We start from the raw sequence: 15,539 nt of genomic DNA, 5'->3' as shown, positions 1-15,539 counted from the left end.
TCTGTCAGCTTCTTTCCGGTGCGACACATTTTATCTGGCGCTCGCCGCCGCCTCGGAAAGCTGCGCACGTGTTTCACTGCATTCCGGCGTTGCCGGACCGCCCACCCTGCGATGCTCCAGGCATAGAAACACTTCCAGATTGGATTTTCCAGCGAGCTCGGAAGCCGCGAAGGGTTGCTTGGGGATGCGAACCTCTCGTCGCTGGCCTTCGGTGGCGACGGGCGCCTCCGGCGGCATGTCGACGATACGGCCATCGCCGGAAATGACGCCGTCGACGATGCGCGCATCGACAGCGTCGCGTTCGCCCGGCCGCGAGCCGGCGAAGGAAAGCACGTAATCGGGCACCTGCGAGGATGGCATCACCTCCCAACCGCCCGCGCGCGCGGGCGGCGAGGGGGCGAGCCACTGGCCGGGCAGGCCGAGCCGCGGGAGGCTGCCTTCGCGCCCGCAGCATGGATTGTCCTGCGCGAAGATAACCGCGTCGGGCGATTCCATGGGGAAAGGCTCCGGCAATCCCAGTGCCATCACCCGCGAGTGGGTGTCCGGCCCGGCCCAGACGACGTTGCCGATGAAGGCGGCGCGAACCGAAGGGCCTCCATAGATATGCATCGCCGCCAGGCCGGGATTGTAGATGAGATTGTTCGCAACGACGGCGCTGGCGCGGCTGCTCACGACCGGATTGCGATAGAGATTGCTGGCGAAGAGGTTGCCGACGACCTCCACATCCTCCACGGCCTGGCCGATCAGAAGCCCCATGGAGTGCGTGCCCTTCGGGTGGCCCGCATTGCGCAGACCCTCGGCGATCAGCGAATTGCGAATGGTAACCTTGCGCAGCGTCTCGCCCCACAGGCCCAGATTCTCGTCGACGCCCCAGGTGAGGCTGACATTCTCCAGGCGAATATCGCGTGCGGGCGTATCGCAGTCGGCGCAGGGGCCGACGCTGATCGCGTCTCGGCCTTCGTTCATGGCCGGATCGTCGGCGGGACCGGGCCGGATCGCCAGATGCTGGACGACGATGTCGTGCGCGGAGATGCGCAGCTTGCCATTGGTAATGGTGATGCCCGGCGGTGGCGCCGTCTGTCCGGCCAGGGTGAGGTAGGGCACGTCGAGGCGCAGGTCCGACTGCAGCGTGATCGTGCCCGACACCTCGAACACCACGATGCGAGGAGCCTCGCCCTCAAGGGCGGCGCGGAGCGAGCCCTCGCCCGAATCCTCCAGATTGGTGACGCGCACAATCGTCGTGCCGGGGACGAGCCCGCCCTCGGTCGCGGTTCCGGCGAGCGGCAACTCGTCCTGCGCCGCCGCAAGCCCGCCGCCAAGAGCGAATGCCGCCAGGCAGACAGGCCATCTCAGGGAGAAACGGTGCCGGAGGCGTCTTTGCGCCCGAATGCGAGCTTCCGGAAAGGAAATCGCGCGGGGCATCGTCATGGCCATCGGTTCGCTTCTCATTCGGCTGGGGTGATATCAACAGCGCTCGCGGCGGGAGCGGGCCGGAAGCCGCCCGGGCGCAATCCTCGATAGATCGCCTCGGTCTGCTCAAAAACCTGCTGCCATGTCGGGAACGAATGGGAGGCCAGGCGGAATCTCTCCGGCGCCTCCAGCGCCTCGGCCATGCGCCGCGCAAGTGCCGCCACGTCGCCGACGGGGAAATAATTGTCGGGGCTGAGCCGCATCTGACGGTTGGCGGGGATGTCGCTGACGAGGAGCGGGCGGCCGTAGCCGATGGCTTCCAGGATGGCGTTGGAGAGCCCTTCGTGCCGCGAGGTGCTGACATAGAGGGCGCAATTGGCATAGAGCGCCGCCAGGAGCGAGCGGTCCAGCCGGCCGAGGAAGCGGATGCGCGGCGAGGCGCGCTGCAACAGGCGCTCCGCATAGCCCTTCTCGTCCGCGCCTCCGACGATGACCAGCTTGGTAGCCTTGTCGTTCTGCCTCTCAAGGGCGTCGATGAGGGTGTCGAAGTCCTTATCGACCGTCAGCCGGCCCACCGAAAGGACATAGCGCGTGCCGGCGAGGCCCTGACGCTTCAAATAGGCCTCCGATTGCTCGGAGACTTGCGGCACGTCGACCCCGTTGAGGATGACATCGACGGCGCGCAAACCGTATTGCTGCTGAAGGATCCCACGGTAATGCTCGGAGACGCAGATGACGTGATCGGCAAGGCGCATCTGTTTCTCGCACACCCGGAAGGCCCAGCGGCCAACGAGCCCCCACTTCTTGTGCTGGCCATCCGCCGATCCGTAGCGCAGCACCGTCGTCAGCCCGGCAAGCCGGTAAAGAAACAGGAACAGGGCGGAGTTGGAGCCCTGCAAATGCACAATCCGCGGGCGGGTGAAAACGGCGTAGAGGCATGCCAGGAAATGATAGATGAGCTTGTCGGTTCCCGCGACGTTGAGCGTCGGCAAGGCCTTCAGCCTGACGCCGCGATAGGACTTGCCGCGCAAGCAGCCCTTCACCCCGAGCAGCGTCACCGCATAGCCGGTCTCGGCGAAGCGCGGGAACACCATGGCGGCATGTTTCTCCGCGCCGCCTTCCGCGTCGGGTATGCCTCGGGCTCCGACAACCAAGATATCCGTCACCATAACCTCCCCCTGGCCGTCCCGCCGGGGCGGGAGGGCCAAGACGCTTGTCAGGCAGCTTCGATCACATGAGCGAAGCGGGGGATTATCCAGACTAGTAGTTTTGATAGTCCTGGACGGTTAAGGACGCGTTGCCGCTGCCAAACTGGGCCGTGCCGGAATTGTTGTGCGTTCCCTTTTGCGCCGTCAGAGCGACGTTATGGCTGCCCAATGCTTGCAGGGTCAGCGCGACATTGTCGTGCTTTGCCTGCGCGGTGATGGCGAGATTTTCGTCACCCAGCAATTGCATGGTCAAGGACGCGTTGCGGTCGCCGTTCTGCGCCGTGACGCCAATATTGCCGTCGCCCGCCTGGATGGTCGCCGAAAGATTCTCTTGATCCAACTGCGTCGTGGCGGCGTAGTTGCCATCGCCGAACTGCGCGGTGACCGCGATATCGTGATAGCCCCACTGGCCGGTTGCCGAGACGTTGCCCTGGCCGACCTGGAACGTGCCGGCCGCATGGTCGGTGCCCTTCTGAACGGTGATGGAGGCGTTGCCGGTGGCGGCGGAGACCTCGAAACCGGCAGGACCGAGGCCGACCTTCGCCGAATTGCCGTCGACGCTGGCGCGCGCCTTCCAGTTGGAATCCTCCTGACGCGCGCCGGCATAGGCGCCGCCCGGGCTGATCTGGACGATCGCCACGCCGCTGGACGTGTCTGAGGTGCTGAAGGTCTGAGCCCATGCCGGCGCAGCCGACAGGGCGAGCAGACTCGCTGACAATGCGAGGAATCTCATAGTTTTCTAGCTCCCAACTGCGTGAAACCTCAGAATTTCCGCGGTTTCAGCCTTTGTGGATGGACCCTGGTAACGCTTTATTAATACCTCCTCTGCGCGATCGGGAGCAAGGACAAAACCGCTCGATTGCGTGCAATCGTTAACGTCGCCGGCCAGAACGCAGGCGATGCGGCCGCGGCAGGCGCGTTTATCTGCAACGATGATCATGCCCTCCGATATCGGGCGAGCCGTCCTTGCAACTCCGCTCTCCGAAATCACAAGGCTCGTGCGAGAACTTGCCTTTGCATGCCGGAAGGCGCGGCTTGGCTGTCCTGCGTTGGGACAAGGAGCGCTGGAGACAGAAAATCCGCGTATCTGGCCGCGACGATCATCTGACGAGGCGCCGGAAACGGACGATCTTGCGATAACGATCCAGTAATCCCCCGATGTCAGACTTCGATTGACATTAGGGCGATGTCGATCGCCGGGGGATTGAGGAGAAGGCGTCGTGCAAAAGTATCGTTTTCCACAGGCTATACAGGCAGCCGCCGTCGCGTTGCCGCTGTTTTCCGCATTCGCGCCGGCGATGGCAGACAGCACGATCGCGCAAGTTCCGAGCGCTCTCGGCGGTTCGCTGGAGCAAGTACCGCCGGTGGCGAAATCCATCGGCTCTTTTGCCGCCGCGTTCGAAGATACGCTGGAGAGCGGATTGGCCCTGGTGCCGACGACCGCCGATACCTCCAATGGCAGTGCCATCGTGCAGCGTGGCTACCGAAATTTCGCCGCCACGCAGCAAACGGGCGCGGGCAATCTTAGCCTGACAATGCAGGCCGGCTCGCACCATCTGGCGCTGGTAAGTCAGACGGGCAGGGGGAACGGCTCAGCGATCTTCCAGAGGGGCTCGCGCAACGCGGCCGCCGTCATTCAGAGCGGTGGCGGCAATCGTGCCCTGGTCATTCAGGAATAGCGCCGGCGCCCGTTCTTGATGCATCTGAAGGTGCACGCATTCGCTCGGGGGAGCGCAGCTTGTTCACGCGTATTGGCACGATCCCGAATCTGGTTGCGCCGGTGTGGCCAAGAGAGCGCACCAGCAAGCTTACGGTGTTCTTGCAGCGACTTCGTGCCAAGCGTTTGCGAGGTCTGTTGCACGTCTGCAATAGCGCGAGGTCAGGCATTCCTCTAGGTGTAAGCTCAATCCGGCGAGCCGGCTTTGTCTCAGACAAGTCTGTCGGCATCGCGCCGCACGTTCGAAAAGATGGTAACGCGGAGGATATAACATGAGGCGCAGACGGAGCCTGGCCGCTTTGGCTATGTTCAGCTGCCTGAGCGGTGCTTTCGGCATAGCGACGATCCCTGCACCGGCCGGTGCCAGCGAGATCACCTTTCGCTTTACCAACCCGGCTTTCGGCGGAAATCCACTGATCGACGAGTTTCTGCTCGGAACCGCCGATCGGCAGAACCAGTACGGCGAAAGCGGTGGTGGCGGGGGCGGCGACTTCCCCGACATCAATTTCCCCGACATCAATGTCGGCAATTCAGGGGGCGGTGGCGACACGATCATCATCGTCCCGGGCGGGGGCGGTGTCGTAACGCCCTAATCGTCCGTTCGTCAGAAGTAGCGAGTTCCAAAACTCCTGCTCCTCCAAGACCGCGGCCGTCTCAAGATGTCTTTGAGCGCCTGAAACCAGGGAGGGTGCTGTGCCTATTCGGAAATCTTACCTCATATTGGCGGCTGCTGGACTCGCAGTTGCCGGTTGTACACCTGGTGCGAGTGGCGACATTATGACGACGCCCGCCCAGCTTATCGCAGCAACGCAAATGACGTCGGTTCTGGAAGATCTTCCGCCTCCGGCATCGCGTGTCGACGTTGCCGTCTATGCTTACAAAGATCTTACCGGCCAGCATAAGCCGAACGAGAATTTTGCACAGTTTTCCCGGGCCGTGACCCAGGGCCCGGATGCGATCCTGGTCGACGTGCTCAAAGACGCCGGCAACGGCTCCTGGTTCTCCGTCGTGGAGCGGGCCGGACTGACCAACCTCATTCAGGAACGCCGCATCATCGAGGCAGAGCGCCGGCGCTTCTTCGGCAACAATGCGCCCGGACTGCCGGCGTTGCGCTTCGCCGGCATGCTGCTTGAGGGCGGTATCGTCAGCTACGACACCAACCTGATGACCGGCGGCGCAGGGGCGCGCTTCCTCGGCATGGGCGGCAGCACCGAATATCGGCGCGATATCGTCACCGTGTCGCTGCGCGCCGTCAGCGTCAGCACCGGCGAGGTTCTCGCCTCCGTGACGACCACCAAGACCATCTATTCCGTCGGGCTGAGCGGCCAGGCATTCCGCTACGTGGCGATCGATGAGATTCTGGAGATCGAGGCGGGCGTGTCGCGCAACGAGATCGTCGGCCTTTCCGTGCGCCAGGCTATCGAACTCGCCGTCTACTCGCTCGTCATGGAAGGGGCGGAGCGTGGGCTGTGGCAGTTCCAGACGCCGCAAATCCATGCGCAGCAGCTGGCTGAGTACCGCGCAAGGTTCGAGAACCCGAACCCTTATGACCGGCGCCTGGTCGACGGCAAGGTGGCCGAGGCGCCCTCCGCGGGAACGAGCGAACTGGCGGCGAGCGAGGCATCGAGCTCCAAGGTCGTCGTGGCCAGCGCGGCAGGCGCCTCGCAGGCGGCCAAGGTCACGCCGGCCGTCGCCAGCGCGAGCCAGACGCCGAAGCCGGCCCAGACGGCTTCCAGCTCTGCATCCAGCTCTTCGGTGGTTTCGGCCAGCTCGCAGCCTGCCAAGCCCGCGGCAGCCGCGCCCGCCAAGCAGCAGGCCGCCAAGCAGCAGGTCGCCAAGCAGCAGGTCGTGGCCACGCCGCCCAAGCCAGCCACCACCAGCAAGCCGCAGACCGCTTCTGCGGCGGCGCCCAAAACGGCCAGCACCGGCAAGCCGCAGGCTACGGCTTCGGCCGCGGCCAAGCCGGGATCGATCTACGGAACGGACCTGGTGGGTACTCCAGAGCCGCTAAGCGTGCGCGATGCGGCAGGCTCCGACGGTGTCGCGAGCACCAGCCGGTTCACCTACAATCAGGCGGTTCTGGATCACGCCAGCGGCTCTTAGACGAGCTCCAAATTAAACCCAGCATGCGGCCGGGCGGCAGGATCATTCCGCCCGGCCTTCGCTTTGCGTGAACGGCCATCGCCGCTGCGCCTTGCGCATGGCCGGAAGCGGATTTATTCATATTTAGAATATGTTAACTTTGCCGCGGCAAATCGAATGGCGATGAAACGCCGCATCGGCTTTTTTCGCGATATGGTCGACTTTACCAAAAATTAACTACCTTACGTGGCTTCGATGGGCTATCGGTAGGCCACTGTATCCAACCGATTCGAATGCGGCAAAAATGGCGTCTTAAGAGTCGGCGAGTTGTGTTTGCCCCTCCCTTTGCTCCTAGCTCCCACACCCTGGTAACACGTGGGCGGGAGGGGCAAGCACCCCACCTCCAGATACATTCGCTATCCCAGATATATCGTCTATCTCTGTCCTTGCCTTAACGGGTCGAAGGCGCATAGGCGCGCGCGAGTCTCTTGCGTGCATGCGTGGGCCGGTTGTGAAGGTGGGACGAGGCCTTGGAGCATCGACGGAGCTTTGACGGCGGTGTCTGCGCAAGGCTCGGGCCATGACCGCAGATCGCTTGAGGCGGCATGTCGCGCGGCAGACCTGAGATAGGGTTGCCTGGGTCCGTCTCCGCGAGGACGGTTCGAGGCGCAGCAGGCCGCGCCTTGCGGCCCGGCGATACCGTCCCGCTGGCAGAGGTGACCGTCTCTGGCGAGCCCTCGCCGGAGAGGATTGCGGTACGCCGTTGGAGAAATGCCGGCGCGCGTATGGGAGCGGGATGAATGCCGGCGACGCGGACCGGCGCGGGACCGGCGGCGCCTTGGCGCTCAGCCGGTGGCCGCCAGTTGCGGCTCGGCCCAGGCGACGAGGATGTCGGGATCGGCGGCAAGCTCCGTGGCGAGACCGCCTGAGAATTCCAGGAACGAGGCGTGCGAGAGCGCATTGACGCCCGCCAGAACCGGTATGCCGAGCGACAGGGCTTCGGCCATGACGTCGCGAAAGCCGCGACCCTGCTCCTCCAGCTTGCCGAACTTGTTCAGGATCAGCAGATCCGCGCCTGAGGAAAGCCGGGCCGCGGTGTCGCTGACGCAGGCCTCCAGCGCGCCGGGATCAAGACGGCAGCCGCGCGCGCCGGCGCCGAGCTTTTGCGAGATGGGGCGTGTGGGACCGTCAGGCAAAACACGCAGGGCCATGTCGCAGGGATGACGCGCCCTGTATCGCTCCGGGGCCTCTTCCACGGTCCCGATGCAGCGCATGCCGCGCGCCTGAAGGCGCTCGGCGAGGACGAAGAAGGCCGCGGCCGTATCGCCCGGCTCGTGCGCGAAGACGTAAGCCAACCGCATGGCGATGCTCACTCGTCGTAGGCGCGTCCCCGCCCGCTCGGTCGCGGGCGGGGACGGGCTTTGTTTCAGCCGTTGGCGGGGGTGTTGAACACCTTCACCTCGGGAAGCTCGCCGGTGAACTTTTCCAGATCGGCCAGCACGGTATGGCCGCAATTGGCCTGTGCCAGCTTGGAGGTGCCGAGATCGGGCGAGAGGGCGTTGACGTCACCGTAGGCGCAAAGGGCGTTCTCGGCGCCGGGCTCGACGGGGTCGTACCAGCCGCCCTCGTTGACGCGGATGACGCCGGGGCGGATGGCGTCGGTGACGACGGCTCCGGCCAGTATCTGGCCGCGATCGTTGAAGATGCGAACCACATCGCCGTCGGCGATGCCGCGGGCCTCAGCGTCTTGCGGATGGATGAGACAGGGCTCGCGGCCGGCGACCGCATAGGTCTCGCGCAGCTTCGTGCCGCAGAGCTGCGAGTGCAGACGCCCGTTCGGGTGGCTGGTCGCCACATGCAGCGGATAGGATGCGCCGGGCCCGTCGAGGCGCTCGATCGGCTCCATCCAGGTGGGATGCGGCGGGCAGTCGTCATAGCCCATCTTCTCGATGTTGCGCGAGTAGATCTCGATGAGGCCGGTCGGCGTGCCGAGCGGTTCCAGGAGCGGGTCTTCGCGGAAATCGGCGTAGCGGACGAAGGAACGACCGGCATCGGAGACCGGAAATTCCACAAAGCCCTCTTCCCAGAAATCATCGAAGGCCGGGATGGAGATGCCGCGCGCCTCGGCCTGCTCCTCGGCCGATTTGTAGAATTCGCGCAGCCATTCCATCTCGTTCTTGCCTTCCGTGAAGGCCTCCTTGGCGCCCAGGCGATCGGCGAGCTCGACGAAGATATCGAAATCGCTGCGCGCCTCGTACATGGGCTCGACGATCCTCCGCATGGCAATGATGGCCTTGAGCGAATAGTCGCCATACTGCTCCATGTCGTTGCGCTCGTAGGAGGTCGTCGCCGGCAGCACGATATCGGCATGGCGGGCCGTCGCGGTCCACTGGAAGTCCTGCACGACAACGGTTTCCAGCTTGCGCCACGCCTTGACCATGCGGTTGCGGTCCTGGTGATGGGCGAAGGGATTGCCGCCGACCCAATAGGTCATGCGCGTATCGGGGTAGGTCTCGCTCTTGCCGTTGAAGTCGAAGGAAGCGCCGGGGTTCTCCAGCATGTCGACGATGCGGGCGACGGGGATGGAGGCGGCGCCGCTGGCGGTCAGCCAGGCCGCGCCCTCCACCGCCTTGCCGCCGTCGGAAATGCCCGGAAGGACGGGGCCGTCCGCCGCTGGCGAGCCGCCGTTGGAATAGTGGTAGGACAGACCGAAGCCGCCGCCCGGAAGGCCGATCTGGCCGAGCATCGCCGCCAGCGTCACCAGCATCCAGTGACGCTGCTCGCCGCCATGCTGGCGCTGCAGCGACCAGCCGCTGGCGAGCATGGTGCGGCTCTGGGCGAAACGGCGGGCGAGGTCGCGGATGGTCTGCGCATCCAGCCCGCTGATCTCGGCCGCCCAGTCCGCGGTCTTGGGCGTGCCGTCGCTCTCGCCGGTCAGATAGGGCAGGAAGCGATCGAAGCCGGAGGTGTATTCGTCGAGGAAGTCCTGGTCGTGCAGGCCCTCCTCGTAGAGCGTGTGGGCCATGCCGAGCATGATGGCCACGTCGGTCTGCGGCCGCGGCGCGATCCATTCGGCCTTGTCGCCGAAGAACTCGCAGCTCTCCGTGCGAACCGGATCGATGAAGATAACGGGCTTGCCGGTTTCCTTGAAGGCCTGCAGGCCCTCATAGGCGCCATGATCGGGAATGAGCCAGCCGATCTGGTTGGTGACCACCGGATCGGCGCCCCAGAACACCAGCAGGTCGGTGTGTTCGGCGACGACGGGCCATGCCGTCTGCTGCTCGTAGACCTCCAGCCGGCCGACGACGTGCGGCATGATGATCTGGCTCGCCCCGGTGGAATAGTCGCCGGAGCTGTTGACGTAGCCGATGCCCGCGACGTTGAACATGCGCCGCATCAGGCTCTGGCAATTGTGCAGCTTGCCCGGGCTCTTCCAGCCATAGGAGCCCGCGAAGATGCCGGTGGGACCGTGTTCCTCGCCCACACGCTTGATTTCCTTGACGATCAGCTCAAGCGCTTCGTCCCAGCTGACGCGCACGAAATCATCGCGCCCGCGCGTCTCCGGGGCGGCGCCGGGACCGTTCTCCAGATAGGCGCGGCGCACCATCGGGTATTTGATCCGGGTCGGGGAATAGACGGAGTCAAGCACGCCCTCCAGCTGGTGGCTGGGGAAGGGATCACGCTCCCAGCCGCGGATGGCGGTCCAGCGACCGTCTTCCACCGTGGCCCGGAAAGCGCCCCAATGGGAGCCGCTCAGCACCTCGCCGGAGGCCTGCGCGCGCGCCGTGCCCGAGGTGAGAATGGTGGGGAAAAGCGCGCCGAGCGCGGCCGCGGCCGTGCCGGTCTCCAAGAAACGACGCCGGGTCATTCCATTGGTGCGTCTTGTGGGTGTCGATGTGCTCATCTTCGTCCTCTTTCAACTTGGACTGAATCGGTTCAGTGCCGGCGATCTTCGGTCTCGGCTGCACGCAGCCGCGTCAGATCGGCGGTGCAGAATGCGGCCGCGCCGCCGGCGGCGGTGGCGTAGAAGGCCGCGCGCGGGGATTGGGCACAGCGCGCGGCGAAGGCGTCGATCCACGGCGCGATGTGGCGCGCCAGGAAGTCGGCCTGCGCGTCTTCGCCATGGGTCTCCACCAGATGCGCCATGACGGAGAGCGCCACGGCGATGTGGTCCGGCGGCTCGTGCAGGTCCGCCGCCAGGGTGAGACCGAGCCGTTGCAGCTCCTTCTCAATCGCGCCGGCTTGCGCCTGCATCATCCGGCCGGATGCATTCAGGTAAAAGGAGGCGCAGGGCGGGGCGCTTCGACGCCCGCCCACGCCGTGGAACAGATGGGCGAACTCGCCGGCGAGATCACGCGCCGTGGCCACAGGTTCGCGATCCGCCGAGGCCAGGCGGGCGAGAGCCTCGGCCAAGGGGGCAAGGCCGGGAAGCGCCCCCAAGGCGGCGAGGAGCTCCGCGCCCTCGCGGCTGCCATAGGCGCAGAGCGCTTCGGGCGAGGGCTCGCAGGCAAAAAGGCCGGCGAGCCAGCGATAGGCGGCGGCCCGCGCGGCCGGCCCAGCCGCGGCCGGGCCAGCCGTGGCCGGGGAAGCCGTGGCCGGGGAAGGGGCGGCCAAGGGAGTGAGGTCAGCCGTCATGGCTGACCTCCTCCACCACGTCGCTCGCATGCATCTGCAGGTATTTCTGCAGCATGCGCGTCTGATCCTTGTCGAGGGTGATGAAGCGCTCCATGGAATCGAGCACGCCGATCCACTGATTGGCGAGATGGCCCTCCGGCTCGTGCAGGGAGTGGCAGGTGGAGCAGCTTGCGACGTGCATTTCGCCGGCATAGTCCCAAAGACGCTGACGGTCGGCGATCAGCCCGCCGGGCTGGACGTAGAGATCCAGGCTGACGCGATGCCAGGTCAGGTCCGTGTCCTCGTCGACGATCGTGTCGTGCCGCTCTATCGCCTCGACGGCATCCGGGCGGAAGGCGCCCTGGAATATCCGGCGGCCCTTGAGGGCGTAGATGACGCGATCCGCGCCGTCCTGCTGCCAGCCGTTCAGCCGCACCTTGAGCGCCTCATCGCCGCGTTCCAGCACCTCCAGGCCGGTTGCCGGCAGCAACGAGCCGGCGCCGCGTCCGCCTTCGGCGGCATCCTCGGCCGTCATAAAGGCCGGCAGCGTGGCGATGGTGTAGACGGTGCCCGCCTCCGAAGGGGCGGCCGCGGCCAGCGCAACGATGTCTTCCCAGGCCTTCTTGTAGCCCGTCGACAGGTCCGGCATCTTGTGCGCGATGCCCTTGTGGCAGGAGATGCAGGTCTCGCCTTGGGTATGCGCCTGCTGCATCTGCTTTGCGGCCTCCGCCGACTGCTTGGAGAAATCCATCGCCTCGAAGGAGTGGCAGTTGCGGCATTCGCGCGAATCGCTCGCCTCCATCGCGGCCCAGACGCGCTGGGCGAGTTCGGCACGATGGGCTTCGAACTTCTCGGGTGTGTCGATGGTCCCGGCGAAGTGGTGGTAGAGCTCGCGCGTGGCGTAGATCTTGCGAACGGTCTTGTGCACCCACGGGTCCGGCACGTGGCAATCGGAACAGCCGGCGCGCACACCGGAAGCGTTCTTGTAGTGTACGGTTTGCTTGTATTCCTGATAGACGTTGTCCTGCATCTCGTGGCAGGTGATGCAGAACTCCGTCGTGTTGGTGGCTTCCATCGCGGTGTTGAAACCGCCCCAGAAAATGATGCCGCCGAACCCGCCCAGCACCAGGAGCACGCCGAGCCCGATCGTCGTGCTCGGCCGCCAGAACCACGCCCAAAGTTGACGCATTGAGGGCTCTTCCTTCTGATCAAACGAGTGTCAGGGAGGGTTTACGGCGGCGATGTAAACTGGCTTCTCGCCGCCATTGAACGGGATGCAAAACTATGTAAACCGACTGCAAACGTCGCGGGGGCGCAGAGGGTTAGGCGATTGGCGGAGCAGCATCACATCCTTGTCGTGGAGGATGATCCCGTCGCTCGCACCGCGGTCCTGTCGTATTTCCAATCGGCCGGCTACCGCGTCAGCGAGGCGGAGGACGGCGAGACCATGTGGAAGGCGTTGGACCGCTCGCCGATCGACCTCATCATGCTCGACATCTCGCTTCCGGGCGAGGACGGGTTCGCGCTGTTGCGCGAGCTACGCCGCAACTCCGAGGTCGCGGTGATCATCGTGACAGCCCGCAAGGAGAGCATCGATTGCGTCCTGGGGCTCGAACTGGGCGCCAACGACTATGTGACCAAGCCGTTCAATCCGCGCGAATTGCTGGCCCGAGCCAAGAACGTCATCCGGCTCACCCGCGCCGCGCGTGAGGCCGGCGTCGGCGAAAGAAGCCTCCGATTCGGCGACTGGACGCTCGACCGCAGGTCGCGCCGGCTCACGGCCAGTTCCGGGGAGGATAAGGCGCTGACGCGCGCCGAATTCGATCTGCTCGACCTCTTGGCCAACAATGCCGGACGCGCGATGACCCGCGATATCCTGCTGGACCATGTCAGCCATCGCGATGCGGCGCCGTTCGACCGAACCATCGACGTCCTGGTGGGACGCCTAAGGCGGAAGATCGAGGACGATCCCAAGGATCCCAGGCGGCTCATCACCATACACGGCGTGGGCTACATGTTCGTCGCCGACTGACACGCTTAGAGCGCGACGGCCTGGACTGGCTCACGCCCGCTCGGTCACGTCGGAGCCGGGCTGTTCGGCCACCAGGCGGCGCAAGGCTTGGCAGGCGTCGTCAATCTCCCGGCGCAGTTCCGCCACCATGGCGTGAAGCTCCGCCGGCAGTGGCGATCGGCCCGCCGCCTGCTCCGCCTTGCCCGCGGCCTCGGCAAGGCGCGTCAGCCCGATGATGGAGGCGCCGCCGCGTATGCCGTGGGCGACACGGGCAAGGGTCTGTGCGTCGTTTGTCCTCGTCACCTCCTTCAGCGCCGCGCAATACCGGCTGCGCTCGCCCAGAAAGGCGTTCATGAGCCGGTTCGCGCCGCTCTTGCCCAAGGCGGCACGGTGGCCATCCATGACCTTGATATCGAGCACGGACACAACAGCGCCCGGCGCGGCTGGCGAAGCGATCGGCGCCGGGCCGCCTTCCATGGCGGCGCGCATGGCCGCGCGAAGTGCCTCGGAAGTGAAGGGCTTGGCCAAGAATGCGTTCGCGCCCGCCTCGGCGGCGGCGCGCGCCGCTTCTTCGCGGCCGTCGGCGGTGGTCAGCACGATCGGGGTTTGACGCAACCTTAGAGCCGTGCCGGCGCGAATGCGCCGGACGGCCTCAAGCCCGCTCATGCCCGCCATGCGGACATCCATCACCACCAGGTCGTAGGCGGTCCGCTCCAGCCGCTCAAGGCCCGCTTCGGCGGTCTCGACACGATCGACGGCGTGGCCGTCGGCGGACAGAAGTCCCTCGTAGACCAGAGCGTTGACGGCGTTGTCCTCCACTAGAAGGATGTGCGCCGGCGGCAATGCTGCGCGCCTCGATCTCAAGCTGGCGGCGCGGCCCGGCATGGCCTCGCCGCCGGCGGCTTCGACCGGACAGTCGAGCGTGAAAACGGAGCCGCCTTCCGGCCCCGCTTCAAGGTCCAGTCGTGCGCCGAGGCTTTCGGCCAGCCTTCGGCAAATGGCCAGGCCGAGCCCGGTGCCACCCGGATGGCTGCGATGCGCGTCGGCGTGCTGAACGAAGGGCTCGAAGATGCGATCGCGCATGCCGGCGGGAATGCCCGGCCCGGTATCGGCGACGGAGAAGCACAGCCCGCGCCGGCTGGGCCGCACGGAGAGCCGCACCGTTCCCTTGTCGGTGAACTTGACGGCATTGCCGGTCAGATTGAGAAGAATGCGGCGGAGCTTGGCCTGATCGACCCTGGTGACGGCTGGGCAGTCCGACGCGATCTGCGTGTGGAGGCGGATGCCCTTTCGCCGGCACTGGCCTTCGAAAACCGCGGCGATCTGGTCGACAAGCTGCCGCGGGACGACATCGCAAACGTCCGACACCAGCGCACCGGATTCCAGGCGCGTATAGTCGAGCACGTCCTCCACGAGGTCCATCAACACCTCGCCGGAGGTTTGCAGTCCCTCTACGAGCTGTAGCTGGCGGGCGTCGAGCTCGGTGGCCTGCAGAAGCTCCGTCAGACCGAGCAAGCCGTTGATCGGCGTGCGCACCTCATGGCTCATCGTGGCCAGGAAAGCCGACTTGGCATGGTTGGCCGCGTCGGCGGCACGCTCGGCCGCGCGGATCTCGGTGATGTCGGAGAGGATGACGACCCAACCGGCAAACTTCTCGCTGACATCGAGCATGCGCTGCGTTCGCACGTGGAAATCGCGTCGGCCGCGCCGTGTCTCAATGCGGATCTCGGTCTCCGCATCGCCGCCGGTCTTTGCGAGCAGGTCGGCGATCTGTCGCTCGAAGGGCTGGCCCTGACCGTCGGCGTAATAGCCGCGGCCAGGTATGGCGCCGGCGTCAAAAAGCTGGCCGGCGGCGTGATTGCTGTTGATCGGATGCCCGGCCTCGTCCAGCAGGATCACCGGTTCGTTGAGACTCTCGAAGATCGTCAGATAGCGGTTCTTCTCGCGCGTCAGGATGCGGTTCACCTCGGCGGAGCGGCGCAGAGCCTGGGTGGGTGTCACCTCCTCCCAGACGGAAAGGAAGGCTATTTCGGCGGCATCGAAGCAGGCATCGATGAAGCGCGCGTAGCGCCGACGCGCCGCCGGCACCGCCCCTTGCTCCTCCAGGAGGTCGTGAAAAGCGGCGCGATAGTGCTTCAGCAGACCGACGAACTGGGAAATCGGGATGCCCCGATCGTGATGGGCGGCCGCTTCGGCTACGGCGAATCGACGGAAGGGGTTCGCCGCGGGATCGGCGGTGCGCGAGACGACGGGAGGCCATTCGCCCCGCTCGATGAGCACGACCATCGGCTCCGACAGGCCCTGGACGGAGACTTGCCACGGTCGCAGCAAGGTGGAGCTGAGCGCGGCATAGCCGTGGCGTTTGGCGTAGTGCAGCGTGCGCTCCACCAGCCATGCCTGGCGGCTTTCGATCAGATGGCTCAGTTCCAGCATGTGTCGCATCAAGGGATTGCAAGGCGCGGTCGGGAGGGCAGGGGCCGGTCAGTCGATGCGGCCC

Annotated in this window: 12 protein-coding genes; 4 read left to right on the top strand and 8 right to left on the bottom strand. The window is 65.5% G+C overall.

Annotation, left to right across the window (positions count from 1 at the left end):
* Window positions 1-30 precede the first annotated feature (30 nt).
* The 3 genes from Q331_RS19425 to Q331_RS19420 form a co-directional block, all read right to left on the bottom strand.
* Window positions 31-1,428: a hypothetical protein gene (locus Q331_RS19425; protein ID WP_156953228.1), complete on the bottom strand. Its 1,398-nt coding sequence runs from the start codon at window positions 1,426-1,428 to the stop codon at window positions 31-33.
* Between the two features lie 17 nt (window positions 1,429-1,445).
* A complete protein-coding gene (locus Q331_RS0101355; protein ID WP_169738458.1) occupies window positions 1,446-2,576 on the bottom strand; it encodes a glycosyltransferase family 4 protein in 1,131 nt (376 codons plus the stop codon).
* Between the two features lie 94 nt (window positions 2,577-2,670).
* Window positions 2,671-3,351: a hypothetical protein gene (locus tag Q331_RS19420; protein ID WP_156953227.1), complete on the bottom strand. Its 681-nt coding sequence runs from the start codon at window positions 3,349-3,351 to the stop codon at window positions 2,671-2,673.
* Between the two features lie 487 nt (window positions 3,352-3,838).
* On the opposite strand from Q331_RS19420, the gene Q331_RS22825 reads away from it, so the two are divergent.
* The 3 genes from Q331_RS22825 to Q331_RS23330 all read left to right on the top strand — a co-directional run bounded on the left by Q331_RS22825 (window position 3,839) and on the right by Q331_RS23330 (window position 6,438).
* On the top strand, window positions 3,839-4,297 hold the full coding sequence (locus Q331_RS22825; RefSeq protein ID WP_156953226.1) for a hypothetical protein: 459 nt from the start codon (window positions 3,839-3,841) through the stop codon (window positions 4,295-4,297).
* 343 nt (window positions 4,298-4,640) lie between these two features.
* Window positions 4,641-4,928 carry a curli assembly protein CsgF gene (locus Q331_RS22820; RefSeq protein WP_051630294.1) on the top strand — a complete coding sequence of 96 codons (288 nt, stop codon included), beginning with the start codon at window positions 4,641-4,643 and terminating at the stop codon, window positions 4,926-4,928.
* 184 nt (window positions 4,929-5,112) lie between these two features.
* Entirely contained in the window at window positions 5,113-6,438 is a 1,326-nt protein-coding gene (locus Q331_RS23330) for a CsgG/HfaB family protein (protein WP_084174560.1), read from the top strand.
* 824 nt (window positions 6,439-7,262) lie between these two features.
* On the opposite strand, the gene Q331_RS0101330 is transcribed toward Q331_RS23330, so the two are convergent.
* The 4 genes from Q331_RS0101330 to torC all read right to left on the bottom strand — a co-directional run bounded on the left by Q331_RS0101330 (window position 7,263) and on the right by torC (window position 12,220).
* Window positions 7,263-7,778: a DUF2478 domain-containing protein gene (locus Q331_RS0101330; RefSeq protein WP_034490574.1), complete on the bottom strand. Its 516-nt coding sequence runs from the start codon at window positions 7,776-7,778 to the stop codon at window positions 7,263-7,265.
* A gap of 65 nt (window positions 7,779-7,843) precedes the next feature.
* The gene (torA, locus tag Q331_RS0101325) at window positions 7,844-10,321 is read right to left on the bottom strand and encodes a trimethylamine-N-oxide reductase TorA (RefSeq protein ID WP_026379188.1); all 2,478 of its coding nucleotides are present in this window, start codon (window positions 10,319-10,321) and stop codon (window positions 7,844-7,846) included.
* Between the two features lie 32 nt (window positions 10,322-10,353).
* Window positions 10,354-11,052, bottom strand: coding sequence for a TorD/DmsD family molecular chaperone (locus Q331_RS0101320; RefSeq protein ID WP_026379187.1), 699 nt, complete (start codon window positions 11,050-11,052; stop codon window positions 10,354-10,356).
* Window positions 11,042-12,220, bottom strand: a complete 1,179-nt coding sequence (torC, locus tag Q331_RS0101315) for a pentaheme c-type cytochrome TorC (RefSeq protein WP_026379186.1) — start codon at window positions 12,218-12,220, stop codon at window positions 11,042-11,044. The genes Q331_RS0101320 and torC overlap by 11 nt, the downstream gene beginning before the upstream one ends.
* Before the next feature lie 27 nt (window positions 12,221-12,247).
* On the opposite strand from torC, the gene Q331_RS0101310 reads away from it, so the two are divergent.
* Window positions 12,248-13,063, top strand: a complete 816-nt coding sequence (locus Q331_RS0101310) for a response regulator (RefSeq protein WP_281173874.1) — start codon at window positions 12,248-12,250, stop codon at window positions 13,061-13,063.
* 30 nt (window positions 13,064-13,093) lie between these two features.
* Here Q331_RS0101310 and Q331_RS0101305 read toward each other — a convergent pair whose 3' ends face one another.
* Window positions 13,094-15,475, bottom strand: coding sequence for a hybrid sensor histidine kinase/response regulator (locus Q331_RS0101305; RefSeq protein WP_026379184.1), 2,382 nt, complete (start codon window positions 15,473-15,475; stop codon window positions 13,094-13,096).
* Window positions 15,476-15,539 lie beyond the last annotated feature (64 nt).

The sequence above is a fragment of the Afifella pfennigii DSM 17143 genome, assembly GCF_000688515.1.
GTDB lineage: Bacteria > Pseudomonadota > Alphaproteobacteria > Rhizobiales > Afifellaceae > Afifella > Afifella pfennigii.
This window is presented reverse-complemented; position numbering and strand designations above follow the sequence as displayed.

Coding starts and splice junctions, on each gene's coding strand:
- Q331_RS19425 (WP_156953228.1), bottom strand. CDS start 1,428: ATGACGATGCCCCGCGCGATTTCCTTTCCGGAAGCTCGCATTCGGGCG.
- Q331_RS19420 (WP_156953227.1), bottom strand. CDS start 3,351: ATGAGATTCCTCGCATTGTCAGCGAGTCTGCTCGCCCTGTCGGCTGCG.
- Q331_RS22820 (WP_051630294.1), top strand. CDS start 4,641: ATGTTCAGCTGCCTGAGCGGTGCTTTCGGCATAGCGACGATCCCTGCA.
- Q331_RS23330 (WP_084174560.1), top strand. CDS start 5,113: ATGACGACGCCCGCCCAGCTTATCGCAGCAACGCAAATGACGTCGGTT.
- Q331_RS0101330 (WP_034490574.1), bottom strand. CDS start 7,778: ATGCGGTTGGCTTACGTCTTCGCGCACGAGCCGGGCGATACGGCCGCG.
- torA (WP_026379188.1), bottom strand. CDS start 10,321: ATGAGCACATCGACACCCACAAGACGCACCAATGGAATGACCCGGCGT.
- Q331_RS0101320 (WP_026379187.1), bottom strand. CDS start 11,052: ATGACGGCTGACCTCACTCCCTTGGCCGCCCCTTCCCCGGCCACGGCT.
- torC (WP_026379186.1), bottom strand. CDS start 12,220: ATGCGTCAACTTTGGGCGTGGTTCTGGCGGCCGAGCACGACGATCGGG.
- Q331_RS0101305 (WP_026379184.1), bottom strand. CDS start 15,475: ATGCTGGAACTGAGCCATCTGATCGAAAGCCGCCAGGCATGGCTGGTG.